Here is a 15,526-nt window from a genome sequence, read left to right on the forward strand (position 1 = left end):
CCCGGTGACCCCCGACCTACTTCAAGGACCTATTATGAATATCAAAGCCACCACGATCGCCGCGCTTTTCGCGGCGGGGATCGCCGCGCAGCCTGCGTTCGCGCAGGAAGGTTCTGAAGTCGCTTCGAACGGCACGAGTTTCCGCGGTATCCGCGTCGAAGCCAATGCCGGCGGCGATCGCTTCCAGTCCGAAGGCAATCACAACGACAAGTTCGGTTATGGCGGCACCGTCGGCTTCGACGGTACGCTGGGTGACCGCTTCGTGATCGGCGCCGAAGGCAGCTACTGGCGCCCCGGCAACGGCAACGAGAACTGCACCGGCCTGGCCGACGGCAACAGCATCTGCCACAAGGGCTTCGAGGAATGGGGCGCCGCCGTGCGCGCCGGGTATCTCGCCACCCCGCAGCTGCTGGTCTTCGCCAAGGGCGGCTACGTCAACGGCGAACAGCGCCGCCGCATCGACGGCCCGACCGGCGACACCCTCGTCTACGATCACTACAAGGCGGACGGCTATCAGGTCGGCGGCGGCGTGGAATACACGCTCACCCAGGGACGCCTGCCGGTCTACGTCAATGCGCAGTACGTCTATTCGGACTACCACGGCCACTCGGCACGCCAGCGCGTGATGGGCGGCGTCGGTATTCGGTTCAAGTAATCCCGTAATCCGCGATTCTTCGCAGGGAGTGACCCGGGCCGTCTTTGCGGTGGCCCGGGTTTTCCTTGTCCAGCCTTTTTTCTGGGCCCGTTCTCAGGCGCCCGCTACGCGCAGTGTCGTGAGCGAGGACGAATAGGGCACCACCAGCGCCGCCGCACGCTTCCAGTCCCCCCGCAGCCAGAGATCGTGCGCTTCGGGCGGGAGGATCACCGGCATCGTGTCTCGCCCCTCGGCACGCAGCGCAGCATTGGCCTCGCACGTGAGCAGGGCAAAGCTGGGCACTTCGCTGTCCTTCCACACAGCGGCCATCGCGAAGATCGGCTGGTCGGCAGCGCCGAACCAGTTCTGGCGGCGCTTGCCGTCGCGCGGGTCCACCTTGCCCCATTCCATGAACGCAGTGGCGGGGACCAGGCAGCGAAACTCGCTGTTGCGCAAGTTGCCGATCCAGAACGGGCTTTCCAGATTGCGCACGGTGAGGATGCCGTGGCGACGCTCGCCAAAGGCGGCGGGCGGGGGCGGCACACCCCAGAGACGCGGCACCATGCGGCGCGGCTGGCGTTGCTCCGGCCGGGGTCCGGCCACGAATTCGCGCCCCATCGTCACCACTGGCGCGAACCCGCCGCCCGAAACCGGGCCGCCGCGCCACGGGTCCTCTCCGGCTGCGGCGCCCATGGCACGGGCGACATCGCGGGCGGGTGCGTCGAGGCGATAGATGATCGGCATGTCGCCGGTCGGCCTAGACGGACGGGATCGCCCCGTCTATCGTCCGCCCATCCCCGGGGAGCTTGTGCCCAAGGTTTTCGTTTTGCGAGGACCGGAAGGAAACAAATGGCTGAGAGGGGCAGGTCACGCTGCCCGACCCGTTGAACCTGAACCCGTTAACACGGGCGGAGGGAAGGGCGGGCCACAGGACTCATCTGTCGCGACCTTTCTTTCGTCCATAAGCCCTAGGAAAATCGCTTATGGCCGACATCAATTCCACACTGGAAATCCCCCTCCCGGCAGGGCACTTTGATGTTACCACCGGGCCCATTCGCGGGTCGAAGAAGATTCATGTCGGGCCGCTTGGCGTTGCCATGCGGGAAATTTATCTGGAGCCGGGATCGGGCGAGGCGCCGGTGCGTGTCTACGACACCTCCGGTCCTTATACTGACCCGAACGTCACCATCGACATTTCCGCCGGCCTCGCCGCCAAACGTCGCGATTGGATTCTCGCCCGCGGCGATGTGGAGGACTATGCAGCCCGCGCGGTGAAGCCGGAGGACAACGGCCAACTCGGCCCGGACCGCTCGGGCGGCGTCCCGGCCTTCCCCAACGTCGTGAAGCGCCCGCTGCGCGCCAAGCCAGGCATGAACGTCAGCCAGATGCACTACGCGCGGCGCGGGATCATCACGCCGGAGATGGAATACGTAGCCGAGCGAGAGAACCTCGGCCGCGCGATGCTCAAGGAATATGCCCGCGACGGTCAGGACTGGGGCGCCGCCATCCCCGACTACGTCACGCCGGAGTTCGTGCGTGAGGAAGTGGCGCGCGGCCGGGCCATCATCCCCTCCAACATCAACCACCCCGAAAGCGAGCCGATGGCGATCGGGCGCAATTTCCTGGTCAAGATCAACGCCAATATCGGCAACTCCGCCGTGGCCTCCGACGTGGCGAGCGAGGTCGACAAGATGGTATGGTCGATCCGCTGGGGCGCGGACACAGTGATGGACCTCTCTACCGGCCGCAATATCCACGACACCCGCGAATGGATCATCCGCAACAGCCCCGTGCCGATCGGCACCGTGCCGATCTACCAGGCGCTGGAGAAAGTCGGCGGCATTGCCGAGGATCTGACCTGGGACGTGTTCCGCGACACGCTGATCGAACAGGCCGAGCAGGGCGTGGACTACTTCACGATCCACGCCGGCGTTCGCCTGCCTTTCGTGCCGCTCGCAGCCAAGCGCGTGACCGGGATCGTCAGCCGCGGCGGTTCGATCATGGCCAAGTGGTGCCTGGCGCATCACCGGGAATCGTTCCTCTACGAACGCTTCGACGAGATCACCGAGATCATGAAGGCCTACGATGTCGCCTATTCGCTGGGCGACGGCCTGCGCCCCGGCTCCATCGCCGACGCCAATGACGAGGCGCAGTTCGCCGAACTCTACACCTTGGGCGAACTCACCAAGCGCGCCTGGGCGCAGGACGTGCAGGTAATGATCGAGGGGCCGGGCCATGTGCCGATGCACAAGGTGAAGGAGAACATGGACAAGCAGCTTGAGGCTTGCGGCGAGGCGCCGTTCTACACCCTCGGGCCGCTCGTCACCGATATCGCGCCGGGCTACGACCACATCACCAGCGGCATCGGCGCGGCCATGATCGGCTGGTACGGCACGGCGATGCTCTGCTACGTCACGCCCAAGGAACACCTTGGCCTGCCCGACCGCGATGACGTGAAAGTCGGCGTCGTCACTTACAAGCTGGCCGCCCACGCCGCCGATCTCGCGAAAGGCCACCCCGCCGCCAAGGTCCGCGACGATGCCCTCAGCCGCGCCCGGTTCGAGTTCCGCTGGCGCGACCAGTTCAACCTCAGCCTCGATCCCGACACGGCGGAGCAGTACCACGACCAGACGCTTCCGGCCGAAGGCGCGAAATCCGCGCATTTCTGCTCGATGTGCGGGCCGAAGTTCTGCTCGATGAAGATCAGCCAGGAAGTGCGGGATTTCGCGGCAAAGCAGAACCAGCCGAGCACCGGCTTCATCGCGGCGGAAGAAGGCGGCAAGCTCGCCATTTCCGAGGCCGAGGCGGGCATGGCCGAAATGAGCAAGGTGTTCCGGGAAACCGGCAGCGAACTCTACATGGGCGCAGGAGTCCGCGAACACGACTGAGCGTATCGAAGCCGGTTGGAGATAACGTCGTCCCGGGCCCGGCCCGGGACGACGGCCCATTCCGGCCTCAGCAATTCCCCTTCGCAGGAATCGATTGCGCTGCTACCATCGATTTCCATCTCGAAGGGTTCCCGAATGCCCCGCAATTCCAATGGCGACTGGATGAAGCTCGCCCATGACAGCTACTGGCTCTGGGCCGAATCCATGATGGTCATGGGAATGCGTACCACCGACATGATGACCGGGCGGGGCAGCAACCGCGAAAACATGCTGATGGTCACCGAAAAGCTCCAGGCCAATGCCGAACTGGCGATGAAGCTGGCGACCGGCGGTCTGGCCTCTCCGGAACAGACCGCGCACAAGGCCGTGCGCCACTATCGCAAGCGCGTTACCGCCAATCGCCGCCGCCTTTCGCGAAAGAAGGCCTGATGAGCGCCAGGGGGCCGGGCGAAGTGCATGTCGGCATCGGCGGATGGAGCTACGACCCCTGGCGGGAAACCTTCTATCCCAAGGGCGTGTCCAAGGCCCGCGAGCTGGAATATGTCGGCCAGCACCTCACCGGCACCGAGATCAACGCCACCTTCTACGGCCGCCAGAAGCCGGCCAGCTTCGCCAAGTGGCGCGATACCGTGCCGGACGGGTTCAAGTTCGCGCTCAAGGGCTCGCGCTACTGCACCAACCGCAAGAACCTGGCTGAAGCAGGCGAAAGCGTCACCAACTTCGTTGAGCAGGGCCTGGTCGAGCTTGGCGACAGGCTGGGGCCGATCAACTGGCAACTCGCCGCGACCAAGCAGTTCGACCCCGACGAGATCGCCGCCTTCTTCGCCCTGCTGCCGGCAAAGCAGGAAGGGCTGGTCCTGCGCCACGCCATCGAGCCCCGGCACGAGAGTTTCCGCGATCCGGCATTCCTGGACCTCGCCCGCAAGGCCGGCGTCGCGGTCATTCTCGCCGACAGCGCCAAATACCCCGCCTTCGAAGACGCGGCCGAGGACAGCCCCTTCATCTACGCCCGCCTCCAGAACGCGCAGTCGGACCTCGAGCAGGGCTACCCCTCCGCCCAACTCACGCAATGGGCAAAGCGCGCGCAGGATTGGTCGAAATCCGGCAAGGACGCCTTCCTGTTCTTCATCAACGGCGCCAAAGAACGAGCGCCCGCTGCGGCAATGGCGCTGATCGAGAAGTTGAAAAACTGAGCCGCCGAACGAGAGCGCGACGGCTCGTTTCCCTGCCGTCTTTTACCGGGTGATCGCGAAGCCGATACGAAGCCGGCTCATGCGACGGTTGTAGTCGAACAGGCTTTCGCCGTAGCCGGTGAAGCTCTGGACGAAGAGATAGAAATTCGGTCCACCCACGATCCGATCGATCGGATAGGACAAGTCGGTTTCCAGTGCGCCCTTGCCCGAATTGAAGTTATACCGCCCCGAGGCCGAAAGCAGCAGGCCGTCGTCCTTGCCAAGGCTGACGTCCAGCGACGTCGCGCCGCGGTACGTCAGGATGTCCGGGTTGCCTGCTTTGCCGCCCACCAGCAACATTGCGCGCGGGGCCAGCGAGAGCCGGTAGCCATCGCCCAAGTCCTGACTGATGGTAGGCGAGATATAGACATTGTTGACGCTGCGGCCCTGGATTTTGCCTGAGCGACCGTTCGATTCGTGTTGAAGGCCGACCTGCAATCCCGCACCTGTATGCCCGGAGAGGGCGAATTCCGGTGTCCGGTAGAACAGTTCCGGCAGATAGTTGGCATCGCGGAACGACGAATCGGATGCGATGTCCCAGAACAATTTGTTGGTGAAGCCGAAATAGAGGCCATCCCGCCAACTCGGCCGGGCGCCATCGCTATGACTGCCAAGCAAATGATACTTGAAGCTGAGCTGGACGCGCCATTCGCTGTCCTTGGCATTTCCGAAGACGACGTAGCTCGGCTCGTAAGGCGAAAAATCGGTAAGAAAGCCGTTCTCTTCTCTTTCGAGTCGCGATTGCACTGGGCGATGTCCCGCCCCGCTGGTCGCCGCATCAGCCATTGGAGCAGCGGCCGAAGTAGTGGCAGCGGTCTGCTCTGACGCCAGAGCGAGCGCAGGCGCAGATTGCGCCGGACCGGCTGCAACTTGGGCAGTATGCCATAGAGGAATGCTGATGAGCGGGGCTTGTCCTGCGGCCCATGGGTGTCCGCCAGCAGCCAGCCTGTAGTGGGCCTTGGCAAAACCGCCCGGTGCCACTGTCAGGCTGGCAGGCGTATCGATCGACCTTTCGAGAGCGGCGATTTCCACCTTGCTGCTGCGCATTTCGGCATCGATCCTGGCCGGAATGTCAAAGGATCTTCCCGAGTCACCGTCATTGACCAGCAGAACTTCCACCAGGACGGAGCCATCCGCCACGGTCTCGATTTCGGTGATCACTGCTTTGCGAAGAGGTTCCGCACACGCCGTCTGGGCGCAAAGCGCCGCCATCAGGGCGCTAGCGCCCGCAATCGTTTTCAATTTATGTCACCCTGTGCGCCCGATTATTTCTACCGCATCTGCGAAGTGCGGAGAATTTGCAAAGCAAAATCAATCCGTAACGGTTTTTCCGGGTGAGAGATGGGGGCAAATCGGATGCGTTTTCGTAGGCTGTCGAAGGCTCCGGCGCTATTCTGGCGCGATGACCCGCAATCTTGGAAAAGCTCGACAACGCAACCTTTGGCCTCGGATGTGCATTGCGCTGTTCATGAAGAATCTCCTCACTGCATCGATCCTGGCCCTTGCACTTGCGGCCTGTTCGTCCGAGCCTGCGAAGGCGCCCGATCAGGCTGGCGAGCCTACCTCCTCGGCGATGCCGGAAGAGGCCATGTCCGGGGCCGAGGGAGTCGCGCCGGCGTCCGAGGCCACGGCTACGGAGATGCCATCGGGGACTGCCGGACCGGCTGCCAACCCCAAGGTGCTGGCGCTGGAAGGGCTGGGTGATTTGCGGCTGGGGCAGGCGGTGCCCTCAGGCTCATCGTGGGCGGAGCGCGGTGCGCAGGCATCGGATGCTTGCCGTACGGTCACTTCACCGGACTACCCGGGCGTCTATGCCATAGTCGAGAAAGGCAAAGTGCAGCGGATCACGCTTGGCCAGCGGTCGCAGGTCAAGCTCGTGGAGGGGGTCGGCGTCGGCTCCACCGAGGCGGACGTGAAGAAGTGGTTCGCCGGCTTCCGTGAGGAACCGCACAAATACGAGGCCGCGCCGGCCAAATACCTCACCGCACCCAATGCCAGGAGCGGGGATCCGGCCCTTCGCTTCGAGATCGGGCAGGACGGCAAGGTCAAGATGGTCCACGTCGGCATGATGCCGGTGCTGGGCTATGTCGAGGGATGTTCCTGATAGAAGAAGATGGCTGGACATGATCTTCTGACGACGATGATCGTGCTTGGCATAACCTTCGTTTTTGCAGTTGTTTCTGCCTGGCTGTCGGTACGGGCCAATGCCCGCTTTCGGCATCACGAGCGGTTGCCGATGCAATGGTCGCTTGCCGGAACGGTAAATTGGACCGCCCCTCGCGTGCTCGCGCTCTGCCTCGTTCCGGCTTTGGGGATTGGTGTGTTGGCGGTCATCACATTGCTGACCTTCCTGGACGTCAGGCCAAGGCCCGGGCAGGAAAGCATGCTCCTGCCGGTGACAATGCTGATGGCTGCCACTTTCCTCGCGATTCAAATCCTGCATTACGGATTGATCGATAGGACCCTGAACCGGAACCGCCGCTAGAACCGGCCGCGAATGCCCCCCTTTCCGCTTCACGGCCTGGTGCGCTGAAGTGTGCGAATGCGGGCGAGGCGACACATCCGGCGCATTTCGTGTAATGCGGATGGTCACACTTCGAAGCACGAGAGCCTCGCGATGAACCACTACCTTCTGACCTATCACCTCGCGCCCGATTATCTGGAGCGGCGCCCGGCGTTTCGTGACGCGCATCTCGCACTGGCCTGGGATGCGGCGGAGAGCGGCGGACTGGTCCTGGGCGGAGCGGTGGAGGATCCCGTCGACATGGCTCTCCTGCTTTTCGCGGGCGAGGGGCCGGAGGGCGCAGAGGCCTTCGCCCGGGCGGACCCTTACGTCACGTCCGGGATCGTCCAGCGCTGGACGGTGCGGCGCTGGAACACCGTTGTCGGTGCGCGGGCCGCGAACCCGGTGCGGCCCGAGGGCCAGGCATGAGCGGGGCGGAACTGTCCATCCGTGCGCGCCGGGCGGCTTTCAACCGCGCGATTGCCGAAGGCGACGCTGCGGCCATTGCCCCGATTCTCGCGCGCGACTGCGTCATGGTCACCGGGACCGACAGCGCGCTGATTCAGGGGCGCATGAGCCAGGTGAAAGTCTGGCGGCGGGAATTTTCCGGTCCGGCGCGGCTGATCTACACCCGCACGACCCGTGAGGTCGTGCTCTCCCCGGTCGAGCCGATCGCGATGGAGCACGGGCGCTGGGAAGGGATAGACAGCACCTCGGACGTGCTTACCGCTTCGGGCACTTATTTTGCCAAGTGGCGCGAACTGGGCGGGCAGTGGGTGATCGAAGCGGAAGTCTTCCTCACCCTGGCCTGAACGTTCAGGCGCCCTCACGCTCGGCAGCCAGGACGTCCGCCGCGGCGCCAGCCGCGCGGGCTGCAGAATCGGCGGCGGAATCCCGCGGCGCCGAGCCTGAAGTGCGGGTCTGAGGCGCGGCGGGCTGCGGCGCATAGCTGCGCGGTCCCGCTTGGTAGAGGCGCTGTTCGGAGGGCGGATAGGCACGGGGCGGGGCCATGTACGGGCGTTCGCCGCGCTCCGGGAAGGGGGCGCCGCGTTCGTCCCGGTCGCCATAGTGATCGCTGCCGCGGCCGTTGCGCCACGGGCGGGCGTAACCGGGGCCGCCGTCGTCAGCCCAGCCCGGGCCGTCCAGGATCACCATACGTCCGCGCGGCGGTCCGTAGCCGGGCCGGTTTCCGCCAGAGGCGTCGTCCGCATAGCCTTCGTCCGCATAGCCCTCATCTGGCAGGGCATAGTCCTCCTGCTCCCGATCGGCATAGCCGGATCGCCGGTCTTCACGGGCGGCAGGCCGATGCTCGCCCGACAGCGCATAACGATCGGGATACTTCGTGATCTTGCCCGTGGTCATGCCCGCCACGACCACGCCGGCGCCGATTCCACCGGCAGCGAGCACCACGAACCACTTTGCGAAACCCATTTCAACTCCACATCACGCCAGCCCACCTACCTCATATAGGACTAACCGAGGCCCCATGTCGTTGAGGTGAATGCTTCGGGGAATATACCCATGCCTCGGGCAAGCAACCGTTCACGACCGGATGAGATGGTGAACGCATGTTTACGAAACGGTCAGACGCCTATTCGCTCACGCCCTGCTGGTTCACGCGCGTACACGAGCCGGATGGACGGCGCGAGCGGGACGATGACGGCACGCTGGTCTGCACTTGCCGCTATTGCCGCAAGCGTATCCGTTCGCGAGAGGGCAAGACCTGGAACCTGGCCGATGGCCTCGATCTCGATGCACTGGCCGCCTCTTGCATCGCCAGCCACTTCAGCGTGGTGGACGTGGAAGAGGGCATGGTGCTGGCGCGCTACCAGGTGCCGCCGGGCACCGATGCCGGGGCCATTGCCGACATGCGTGCGGCCATCGCAGAAAAACACGGCTTTGTCCCGGGCGGCGATCTGGAGATACGGTTCGTGCGGCACGAAGACGTGCATCAGAAGCGGCACTGAACCGGCGCCTGACGAAACACCCTGCGACATACCACGCGGGCAACAAAAAGGGCGCCGTTCCGATTGGAACGGCGCCCTTTTCTGTCTCAGGGACGAACCCTTACTGCGCAGCGGCGCCGGCCAGAGCGCCCTTGGCGTCAGCGAGGCGGAAGTTCACGTTGCGCGAGTTGTAGGTGCCGGTGACGCGGTTGCCAGCGACGTAAAGGCGGAAGGGAACCTGGCCCGAAGCGGTACCTTCGATCACGGTAACCTTGCCCTTCTGCTCGGTGGTGTAGTTGTAGTGCACGCCGTCGTGCGAGAAATCGCGCGAATCTTCAGCGTGAGCGGCAGTGGTGGCAACGGCGACGAGAGCGGCGCCAACAGCGAAAACGGTCTTCAGCATGGCAAAATCCTTAGTCTGAACGATAGGAGATTGCCTTGGGCACCCCTTATCTTGTTGCAGTGCAACATGGTTTTTTGACACCGCTGTCGCAATGGAATTACTTGCCACTGGTGTTGCAGAAACCGCAATTGTCCGGAAATCTGCGGCAAACGAGCATGTTAGCGGTAACGGAACACCCGGAAAAACTTTCGCACATGCAAAATTTCACCGCCAGCGGAGAGACCGGCGTTCTCTTTCAGGCGAATCGCCCGAGCGCGGCGATGAGCAGAGGGGTGGCCTCATCTGGCGATTGCGCGTTTTGCGCGCGCGGACTAGGCCATGGTCATGGAACTGCGATCCGACGCTCCGCTGAGCCGTGCCGCCCTGGCGCTTGCCGCCGTCATGGTGCTTTCGGCCTGCCACAGCGGTGCCAAAAACGTGCCCGGCGATGCCCAGGACCATGCCCCGTTTCACGAGATCGGTTCGGGCGAGCGCATCCGCTTCGTGGGTACCGAGCCGTTCTGGGGCGGGGATGTCGTGGGAGAGCGCCTGACTTATACTACGCCTGAAAATGTGAAGGGTGAGGCGATCGCCGTCAGCCGGTTCGCCGGGCGGGGCGGCCTGTCCTTCAGCGGCGAGCGCAAGGGCGCCTTGCTGACGCTCGCGATCGGGCCGGGCACCTGCACCGATGGCATGTCGGATCAGACATATCCTTATACCGCGATGCTGAAACTGGGCGACGAAACCAGGCAGGGTTGTGCCTGGACGGACCGTCAGCGGCCCAGCCGGCCTGAGGCGTCGGCAACCGAAAGCCGCTGAGGCTCCTGCGGCCGGGTCGGGGCGAGGTGCTGCTTCCGCTTGGCCGTATAGGCGTTCTCTGCCTTCGTATCGCCTTCCGAACCCGCCGGCAGGCATGCTCCGGCCAGGGCTCCGAAAGCGATGGCGCCGGCAACGGCGCCCATAACATTGATCTTCATCGGCAATGCGGATCTCCGCTCGCCCCCGTCCGATGAGCTAAACGTCGGGGCCTTGCTGCCGTTCCCTTGGCGGTCAGCGCTTGCGGACGAATTCCGCGCGCAGGACCAGGCCCTTGATGCCGGGGTACTTGCAGTCGATCTCCTGCGGATCGCCGGTCAGGCGGATCGACTTGATGAGCGTGCCTTGCTTGAGCGTCTGTCCGGCGCCTTTGACCTCAAGGTCCTTGATCAGCGTAACCTGGTCACCATCGGCCAGCACATTGCCCACGGCATCGCGCACTTCGACGCTGCTCTCGGCGGCGCGCTTGCTCGCCAGTTCGGACGCGGGCATCCATTCGCCGCTGTCCTCGTCATAGACGTAGTCTTCGTTGTCGCCTGCCATGGTCGTCCTTTCCATCAGGACGGACCCGCCATCCTCAAGGCAAGCGCCATGGCAGGCGCCACGCGGCTTTCCTAGCCCTCCAGCGACTTTTCGAGCGTGATCTCGCAATTGAGCAGCTTGGAGATGGGGCAACCGGCCTTGGCTTCGTCGGCCAGCTTCTCGAAGTCCTCGGCGCTGATGCCCGGCACGCTGGCCTTCAGGGTGAGCGCGGACTTGGTGACGGCGAAGCCGCCGTCAGCGCTGTCCAGCGTCACGGTGCACTGGGTGTCCAGCGTGCCGTCCGAGAAGCCCGCCTTGGCCAGCGCGAAGCTGGTGGCCATGGTGAAGCAAGCTGCATGGGCGGCGGCGATCAGTTCTTCCGGATTGGTGCCGGGCTGGCCTTCGAAGCGCGTGCCGAAGCCGTAGGGCTGGTCGCTCAACACCCCGGAACGGGTGCTGATGGCGCCTTTGCCTTCCTTGCCGAGGCCCGAATAGCGTGCGGAGGCGGAATTGGTCGTCATGCCGGATTTCCTTTCATGAGGATCGTGCGTGCTTGGGGATGGAATCTTTCAGCCCGAGCCCGGTCGAATGGGGTTCGGGCGCGACGGGCAAACGCAAGGGCGGCGCGCCCTGTTCCCGATTCGCTGGATGGGGGCCCGGATCGGTGTCCAGGAACGGCCGAGACGCCGCGCCGGTGCACTGGACCGCATCCGCGAAGAGGAAATCGACGTTAGCGGGTGCAGCATCGAATCGCCTCCAGGCCGGGCCGTGGGGCGGAAGCTATCGCGCCGAGGCGGGCCTTCACAAGCGCGATCCTGTCCGTGATCGACGAAGAACCGGCCGCCGGGGCGGGGGCAGGGCATGTCGGGCCTGCGCGGGGAAGAACAGAGCGGGTTCCAGCGTGGTGTTCGCGAGTGCCATATCTTTCTGTCGCAGCGCAAAATAACGGATTTCTGCGGGTTTGCGCCAATGACCGCTTCCGATTCTCCGGGGTGGATGTTATGTCTCCAGGACAAGAGAGGCGGCCCGCGATGATGGAGCCGCCAGGGAAGAGGATGGTGTCATGAAGCGATTCCTGACAGCATTGCAGGTGGGACTTGTCCTGTGCGCTGCGGCTTCGGCCGGCGCGGGCTGGGCAAGCGATTCCGGATCGGAGCCCACCGCGATGTCGCCGAACATGATCGGCGCCTACTTCATGAGAGAGAGTCTGGTTCCCCGAGCGGACGATCTCGCCCTCATCCAGCGCAAGCCGGCGCTCTACCTTGCCAGTTTCAACGACGGCATGGCGACGGTGGCCTATTCGCTGGATGATGGGCGGATCGTCTATCGGGTGGTTTCGGGTACAGTCAACGATACGGCGCGCGACGCGATCGACCGCGCTCTGGTAAGGCTGCAGCGCAAGCTGGCCTGACCGCAGGGAGAACAGGCGGCGCAAGCCGCAACGGCCGAGGGAAGGGAGAAGGTCAGGGCGCGGCGGACCAGAGTCCACGCGCCCTGATACCGTATTTGGCCTGATACCCTATCTGGTTTGCCGGCATTGATGTATTGCCGCCACGATCTCCGGAATTTCCACCGTATCCGAGCCTGTCGAGGCTGGACCGTCCTGGTGCGCCGCAGCATAAGGCGGCATGGAATTCGTCCACCATTACGAGCGCGCGATCACCTGGATCGTTGCGCAGTGCCCGGCCCCCGACAAGTTCGCGCATACTTATGCGGGCCTCACGATCTGGCTGCTGACGGCCATCGTGATGAAGAAGAAGCTCAGCTCCGCCTGGCCACTGGCGATGGTGGTGATCCTGGAGGCGGGCAACGAATATATCGATCGCCTGGCCCATGGCTCCTGGAGCTGGCACGACACCATTCGCGACGTGATCGCCACGCTGTTCTGGCCTTTCGTCATCTCCTTCGCGATGCGGCTGCGCCCCGCCATTCGCGGCTGATTTTTGGCCCCCGTCGAAGCGGGGCGGCATCAGGATTTGCAGCGCAGGCGGGAACCGGCGATGCTCGGGCGCGATTCGAAGAGACTTTCGAACGCGAAGGAGGAAGCCCGATGCAGCATCCGGACCCGCGCCCCTGGCTGGCCGGCGCCACTCTAGTCCTTGTCATGGCCGGTCTGGCCGGGTGCAAGGGCGGTTCCGAGCCAAGCCCCGCAGCCTCTCCCACGATCGCGGAACAATCCGCCGCGGCCGAAGTGGAGCCATCAGAAGCCAGCGAGACGCCTTCGGGCGCGGTCGACAGCCTCTCGGTCTATGTCGGCAAATATCCGCTGGACAAAGTGGGGGACTACACCTTCTTCCAGCATCCACGGGTGCAGGAAGGCGTTTCCCGCGCCGTGACCGACCCCAAGGTGCTCGATGCCATTGCCGCGATGAAGGGGCCGGTGGGCCCGGTCATGCGCAAGGACAACGATATCGGTGCCTCGCAGTGCGAATTGCACAATTGCGGCGCGCATAACTATGCCGTCCACGTCGATGCGACCACGAATGCGGTCTCTTCGGTCTGCTATTACGACGAAAAGGCCGGTCCGATCGCCACCTGGTACCGTCCCGACGGGTCCAAGACCAGCGAGGGCGGCGGCTGCTCGATCGGCTAGAGCCGGCCCAGCCACGCCTCGACAAGCGCCATGTGCCCCGCCCAGTCGGGCGCGCGGTAGTCCTGCAGCAAGCGGCGCTGGCGCGCGGCCTCGGTGCTGTCGCCCAGGCAGGCGATCACGGCATCCTGCCAGGCCTGTTCGTCGTCGGCGGCCAGGAACAGCGGAATGCCGGGCGCCAGTTCGCGATAGACCGCAAGGTCGGTGGCGATCACCGGCGTGCCGCGCGACAGTGCCTCCAGCACGGGCAGGCCATAGCCTTCGACATGGCTGGGCATGAGCAGGGCCCGGGCATCGTCGAGCCAGGCGGCCAGTTCGCCGTCGGTGCAGCGGGCGAGTTCGACGATCCGGCCATGATCGTGGCTTTCGGAATCGAGCAGGTCGAACGTGTCCTGCGCCTCCCACCCGCGCTGGCCGATCAGCACGAGATCGGGCGTGTTCGCGCCCAGCGTCCGGCGAAGGCCCTTCCAGGCGCGCAGCAGCAGGATGTGGTTCTTGCGCGCCTCGATGGTGCCCAGGCACAGGAAATAGGGCCGGTCCGTCGGCGCCGCTTTCGCACTCTCCGTAAAGGCGACGGCAGAGGCCGGCGCAGCGAGCGGCTCGATTCCCAGATGAGCGACGAGCGTGGGGGCAGGTTCCAGCCCCAGGCTGCGGGCGAAGCGGGTGAGGGCCCTGCCGGTATCGGCCGAATTGACGATGAACCCGTCCGCCGCAGCCAGGGCGTTACGCATCCTGGCAGCATGGCGCTCCGCCTCGCCGGCGCGGCAATATTGCGGGTGAGTGATCGGGATCAGGTCGTGGATGAGGAAGACCGGCCTCAGCGCCCGTGCGGCCAGCCAGTCCACCAGACCCGCTGCGTTCAGCCCGGTGTGGCCGACGTTGAGGTAGATCTTGCCCGCGACTTTCGGGGGGCGAACCAGAGCGGCGGGAATCGCCGAAGCCAGCTGCGCGACCAGCGCCCCCCGGATCGGCTTGCCGACCCCGGCGCTCAGCACTGCGAAGAGGCGGTCGCTGGCACGCGGGCCGAGCACGATCCGGTGCTCGCGCCATTGCAGCATGGCCAGGGACCGGTCCGCGAACTCTTCGAGATAGGCCAGGCACACCCGGTCGATCCCGGTAGGCAGGCGCCCGGCCCAGAGGCGCCAGATCAGGCGGCTGACGTCGAGCACGAAAGGACGCGGATCGGCGCCGGTTCCAGTGCGGGATGTGGCGGTAGCGGGCGCCCGAGAAGACATGGCGGGCGCGTAGCAGCGGTCAGGATCGATTGGCAAGCGGCGCGCGAAGGGTTACTGGCGGGAGCATGTCCTTAGTGCAGCGTATTCTTCTCTGGGCCTTCCTGGCCTCGCTGGCCGGCAGCATGGTGCTGGCGTTCGCGGATCCGAGCTGGCTTGCCATCCCCGCGATGCTGGTCGCCTGGTATCTGGCGGATCTGCTGTCCGGCGTGATTCACATGTACATGGACTATCGGCCGTGCCGCCCGGGCATGGGACTGGACACGATCTTCTTCTACGAAGGTTCGCGTGAGAGCGAGGAGTACCAAGGGCTCTTCCGCGAGCGGATGCGGCGGCTCAACCCGTTCGAGCGCATTTCCTACGATTTCAAGAACCACCACCCGCGCCCGGATGCGCTGGGGCGGCGGCAGCTGTGGCGGCTGATCGGCTCCACCGTGATCGCCGGCGCCCTGCCGATCTCGCTTCTGGGCAATGTGGCCGCGCTGATCTGGCCGATTCCCGGCTGGTTCATGGCCGGATTCGCCGCGTTTCTCGTGGGCGGGGCTTTCGCCCAGTATTTCCACGGGACGCTGCACCGGCTGGACAACCCCTGGTTCATCCGCGGCATGCGCAAGCTGGGCCTGCTGATGTCGCCGGAGGCACACCAGATCCACCACGACACGCTGAAGCGCGACTTCGCCACGAATTCGGGCTGGTCGAACCCGCTGGTCAACCGCCTGTTCCGTTTCCTGCGTTCGCAAGGGCACTTGCCCGACGCGAACCTGGAGCCGTCTTCCTGAAG

21 protein-coding genes and 1 riboswitch are annotated in these 15,526 nt (G+C 64.7%); of the genes, 14 read left to right on the forward strand and 7 right to left on the reverse strand.

All coding sequences use genetic code 11. The features are described from left to right. Window positions 1-34: 34 nt before the first annotated feature. Window positions 35-655, forward strand: a complete 621-nt coding sequence (locus EDF57_RS09190) for an outer membrane beta-barrel protein (protein ID WP_132268439.1) — start codon at window positions 35-37, stop codon at window positions 653-655. A gap of 93 nt (window positions 656-748) precedes the next feature. Here EDF57_RS09190 and EDF57_RS09195 read toward each other — a convergent pair whose 3' ends face one another. After that, window positions 749-1,378 (reverse strand): SOS response-associated peptidase family protein, encoded by a 630-nt coding sequence (locus EDF57_RS09195; protein ID WP_134093978.1) that lies wholly within the window; start codon window positions 1,376-1,378, stop codon window positions 749-751. 44 nt (window positions 1,379-1,422) lie between these two features. Further along, window positions 1,423-1,568: riboswitch (TPP riboswitch) on the forward strand. A gap of 49 nt (window positions 1,569-1,617) precedes the next feature. Between EDF57_RS09195 and thiC the strand changes: the two genes are divergently transcribed. From thiC to EDF57_RS09210, 3 genes are all read left to right on the forward strand, one after another. After that, window positions 1,618-3,522, forward strand: a complete 1,905-nt coding sequence (thiC, locus tag EDF57_RS09200) for a phosphomethylpyrimidine synthase ThiC (protein WP_134093979.1) — start codon at window positions 1,618-1,620, stop codon at window positions 3,520-3,522. Window positions 3,523-3,657: 135 nt separating this feature from the next. After that, on the forward strand, window positions 3,658-3,951 hold the full coding sequence (locus EDF57_RS09205) for a hypothetical protein (RefSeq protein WP_132268444.1): 294 nt from the start codon (window positions 3,658-3,660) through the stop codon (window positions 3,949-3,951). Continuing rightward, the gene (locus EDF57_RS09210; protein WP_134093980.1) at window positions 3,951-4,715 is read left to right on the forward strand and encodes a DUF72 domain-containing protein; all 765 of its coding nucleotides are present in this window, start codon (window positions 3,951-3,953) and stop codon (window positions 4,713-4,715) included. Before EDF57_RS09205 ends, EDF57_RS09210 begins: the two co-directional genes overlap by 1 nt. A gap of 42 nt (window positions 4,716-4,757) precedes the next feature. Here EDF57_RS09210 and EDF57_RS09215 read toward each other — a convergent pair whose 3' ends face one another. Next, entirely contained in the window at window positions 4,758-5,915 is a 1,158-nt protein-coding gene (locus EDF57_RS09215; RefSeq protein WP_243840972.1) for a phospholipase A, read from the reverse strand. 307 nt (window positions 5,916-6,222) lie between these two features. Here EDF57_RS09215 and EDF57_RS09220 point away from each other — a divergent pair, with 307 nt between their 5' ends. The 4 genes from EDF57_RS09220 (at window position 6,223) to EDF57_RS09235 (ending at window position 8,069) form a co-directional block, all read left to right on the forward strand. Beyond that, complete coding sequence (locus tag EDF57_RS09220) at window positions 6,223-6,858, forward strand: hypothetical protein (RefSeq protein WP_134093981.1); 636 nt, start codon at window positions 6,223-6,225, stop codon at window positions 6,856-6,858. Window positions 6,859-6,867: 9 nt separating this feature from the next. Then, window positions 6,868-7,239: a hypothetical protein gene (locus EDF57_RS09225; protein WP_243840973.1), complete on the forward strand. Its 372-nt coding sequence runs from the start codon at window positions 6,868-6,870 to the stop codon at window positions 7,237-7,239. Window positions 7,240-7,371: 132 nt separating this feature from the next. Continuing rightward, window positions 7,372-7,686 carry a YciI-like protein gene (locus EDF57_RS09230; protein WP_134093982.1) on the forward strand — a complete coding sequence of 105 codons (315 nt, stop codon included), beginning with the start codon at window positions 7,372-7,374 and terminating at the stop codon, window positions 7,684-7,686. Beyond that, window positions 7,683-8,069, forward strand: a complete 387-nt coding sequence (locus tag EDF57_RS09235; RefSeq protein ID WP_134093983.1) for a DUF4440 domain-containing protein — start codon at window positions 7,683-7,685, stop codon at window positions 8,067-8,069. Before EDF57_RS09230 ends, EDF57_RS09235 begins: the two co-directional genes overlap by 4 nt. 4 nt (window positions 8,070-8,073) lie before the next feature. Here EDF57_RS09235 and EDF57_RS09240 read toward each other — a convergent pair whose 3' ends face one another. Continuing rightward, window positions 8,074-8,688 carry a hypothetical protein gene (locus EDF57_RS09240; protein WP_134093984.1) on the reverse strand — a complete coding sequence of 205 codons (615 nt, stop codon included), beginning with the start codon at window positions 8,686-8,688 and terminating at the stop codon, window positions 8,074-8,076. Window positions 8,689-8,825: 137 nt separating this feature from the next. Here EDF57_RS09240 and EDF57_RS09245 point away from each other — a divergent pair, with 137 nt between their 5' ends. Beyond that, window positions 8,826-9,224, forward strand: a complete 399-nt coding sequence (locus tag EDF57_RS09245; RefSeq protein ID WP_134093985.1) for a hypothetical protein — start codon at window positions 8,826-8,828, stop codon at window positions 9,222-9,224. A gap of 100 nt (window positions 9,225-9,324) precedes the next feature. Here EDF57_RS09245 and EDF57_RS09250 read toward each other — a convergent pair whose 3' ends face one another. Beyond that, window positions 9,325-9,606, reverse strand: a complete 282-nt coding sequence (locus EDF57_RS09250) for a hypothetical protein (protein WP_132268458.1) — start codon at window positions 9,604-9,606, stop codon at window positions 9,325-9,327. A gap of 324 nt (window positions 9,607-9,930) precedes the next feature. On the opposite strand from EDF57_RS09250, the gene EDF57_RS09255 reads away from it, so the two are divergent. Further along, complete coding sequence (locus EDF57_RS09255; RefSeq protein WP_134093986.1) at window positions 9,931-10,404, forward strand: hypothetical protein; 474 nt, start codon at window positions 9,931-9,933, stop codon at window positions 10,402-10,404. A gap of 231 nt (window positions 10,405-10,635) precedes the next feature. On the opposite strand, the gene EDF57_RS09260 is transcribed toward EDF57_RS09255, so the two are convergent. Continuing rightward, window positions 10,636-10,944, reverse strand: a complete 309-nt coding sequence (locus EDF57_RS09260) for an alkylphosphonate utilization protein (protein ID WP_134094172.1) — start codon at window positions 10,942-10,944, stop codon at window positions 10,636-10,638. Between the two features lie 71 nt (window positions 10,945-11,015). Further along, on the reverse strand, window positions 11,016-11,444 hold the full coding sequence (locus tag EDF57_RS09265; RefSeq protein WP_132268461.1) for an OsmC family protein: 429 nt from the start codon (window positions 11,442-11,444) through the stop codon (window positions 11,016-11,018). 542 nt (window positions 11,445-11,986) lie between these two features. On the opposite strand from EDF57_RS09265, the gene EDF57_RS09270 reads away from it, so the two are divergent. The 3 genes from EDF57_RS09270 to EDF57_RS09280 all read left to right on the forward strand — a co-directional run bounded on the left by EDF57_RS09270 (window position 11,987) and on the right by EDF57_RS09280 (window position 13,516). Then, the gene (locus EDF57_RS09270; protein ID WP_132268462.1) at window positions 11,987-12,334 is read left to right on the forward strand and encodes a hypothetical protein; all 348 of its coding nucleotides are present in this window, start codon (window positions 11,987-11,989) and stop codon (window positions 12,332-12,334) included. Window positions 12,335-12,551: 217 nt separating this feature from the next. After that, the gene (locus tag EDF57_RS09275) at window positions 12,552-12,863 is read left to right on the forward strand and encodes a hypothetical protein (protein WP_132268464.1); all 312 of its coding nucleotides are present in this window, start codon (window positions 12,552-12,554) and stop codon (window positions 12,861-12,863) included. A gap of 110 nt (window positions 12,864-12,973) precedes the next feature. Next, window positions 12,974-13,516 (forward strand): hypothetical protein, encoded by a 543-nt coding sequence (locus tag EDF57_RS09280; RefSeq protein WP_132268466.1) that lies wholly within the window; start codon window positions 12,974-12,976, stop codon window positions 13,514-13,516. On the opposite strand, the gene EDF57_RS09285 is transcribed toward EDF57_RS09280, so the two are convergent. Beyond that, entirely contained in the window at window positions 13,513-14,748 is a 1,236-nt protein-coding gene (locus tag EDF57_RS09285) for a glycosyltransferase family 1 protein (protein ID WP_134093987.1), read from the reverse strand. The genes EDF57_RS09280 and EDF57_RS09285 overlap by 4 nt on opposite strands. A gap of 65 nt (window positions 14,749-14,813) precedes the next feature. Here EDF57_RS09285 and EDF57_RS09290 point away from each other — a divergent pair, with 65 nt between their 5' ends. Further along, complete coding sequence (locus EDF57_RS09290) at window positions 14,814-15,524, forward strand: fatty acid desaturase CarF family protein (protein WP_134093988.1); 711 nt, start codon at window positions 14,814-14,816, stop codon at window positions 15,522-15,524. The last annotated feature ends 2 nt before the right edge of the window (window positions 15,525-15,526 follow it).

This window comes from Novosphingobium sp. PhB55, from assembly GCF_004368805.1.
GTDB lineage: Bacteria > Pseudomonadota > Alphaproteobacteria > Sphingomonadales > Sphingomonadaceae > Novosphingobium.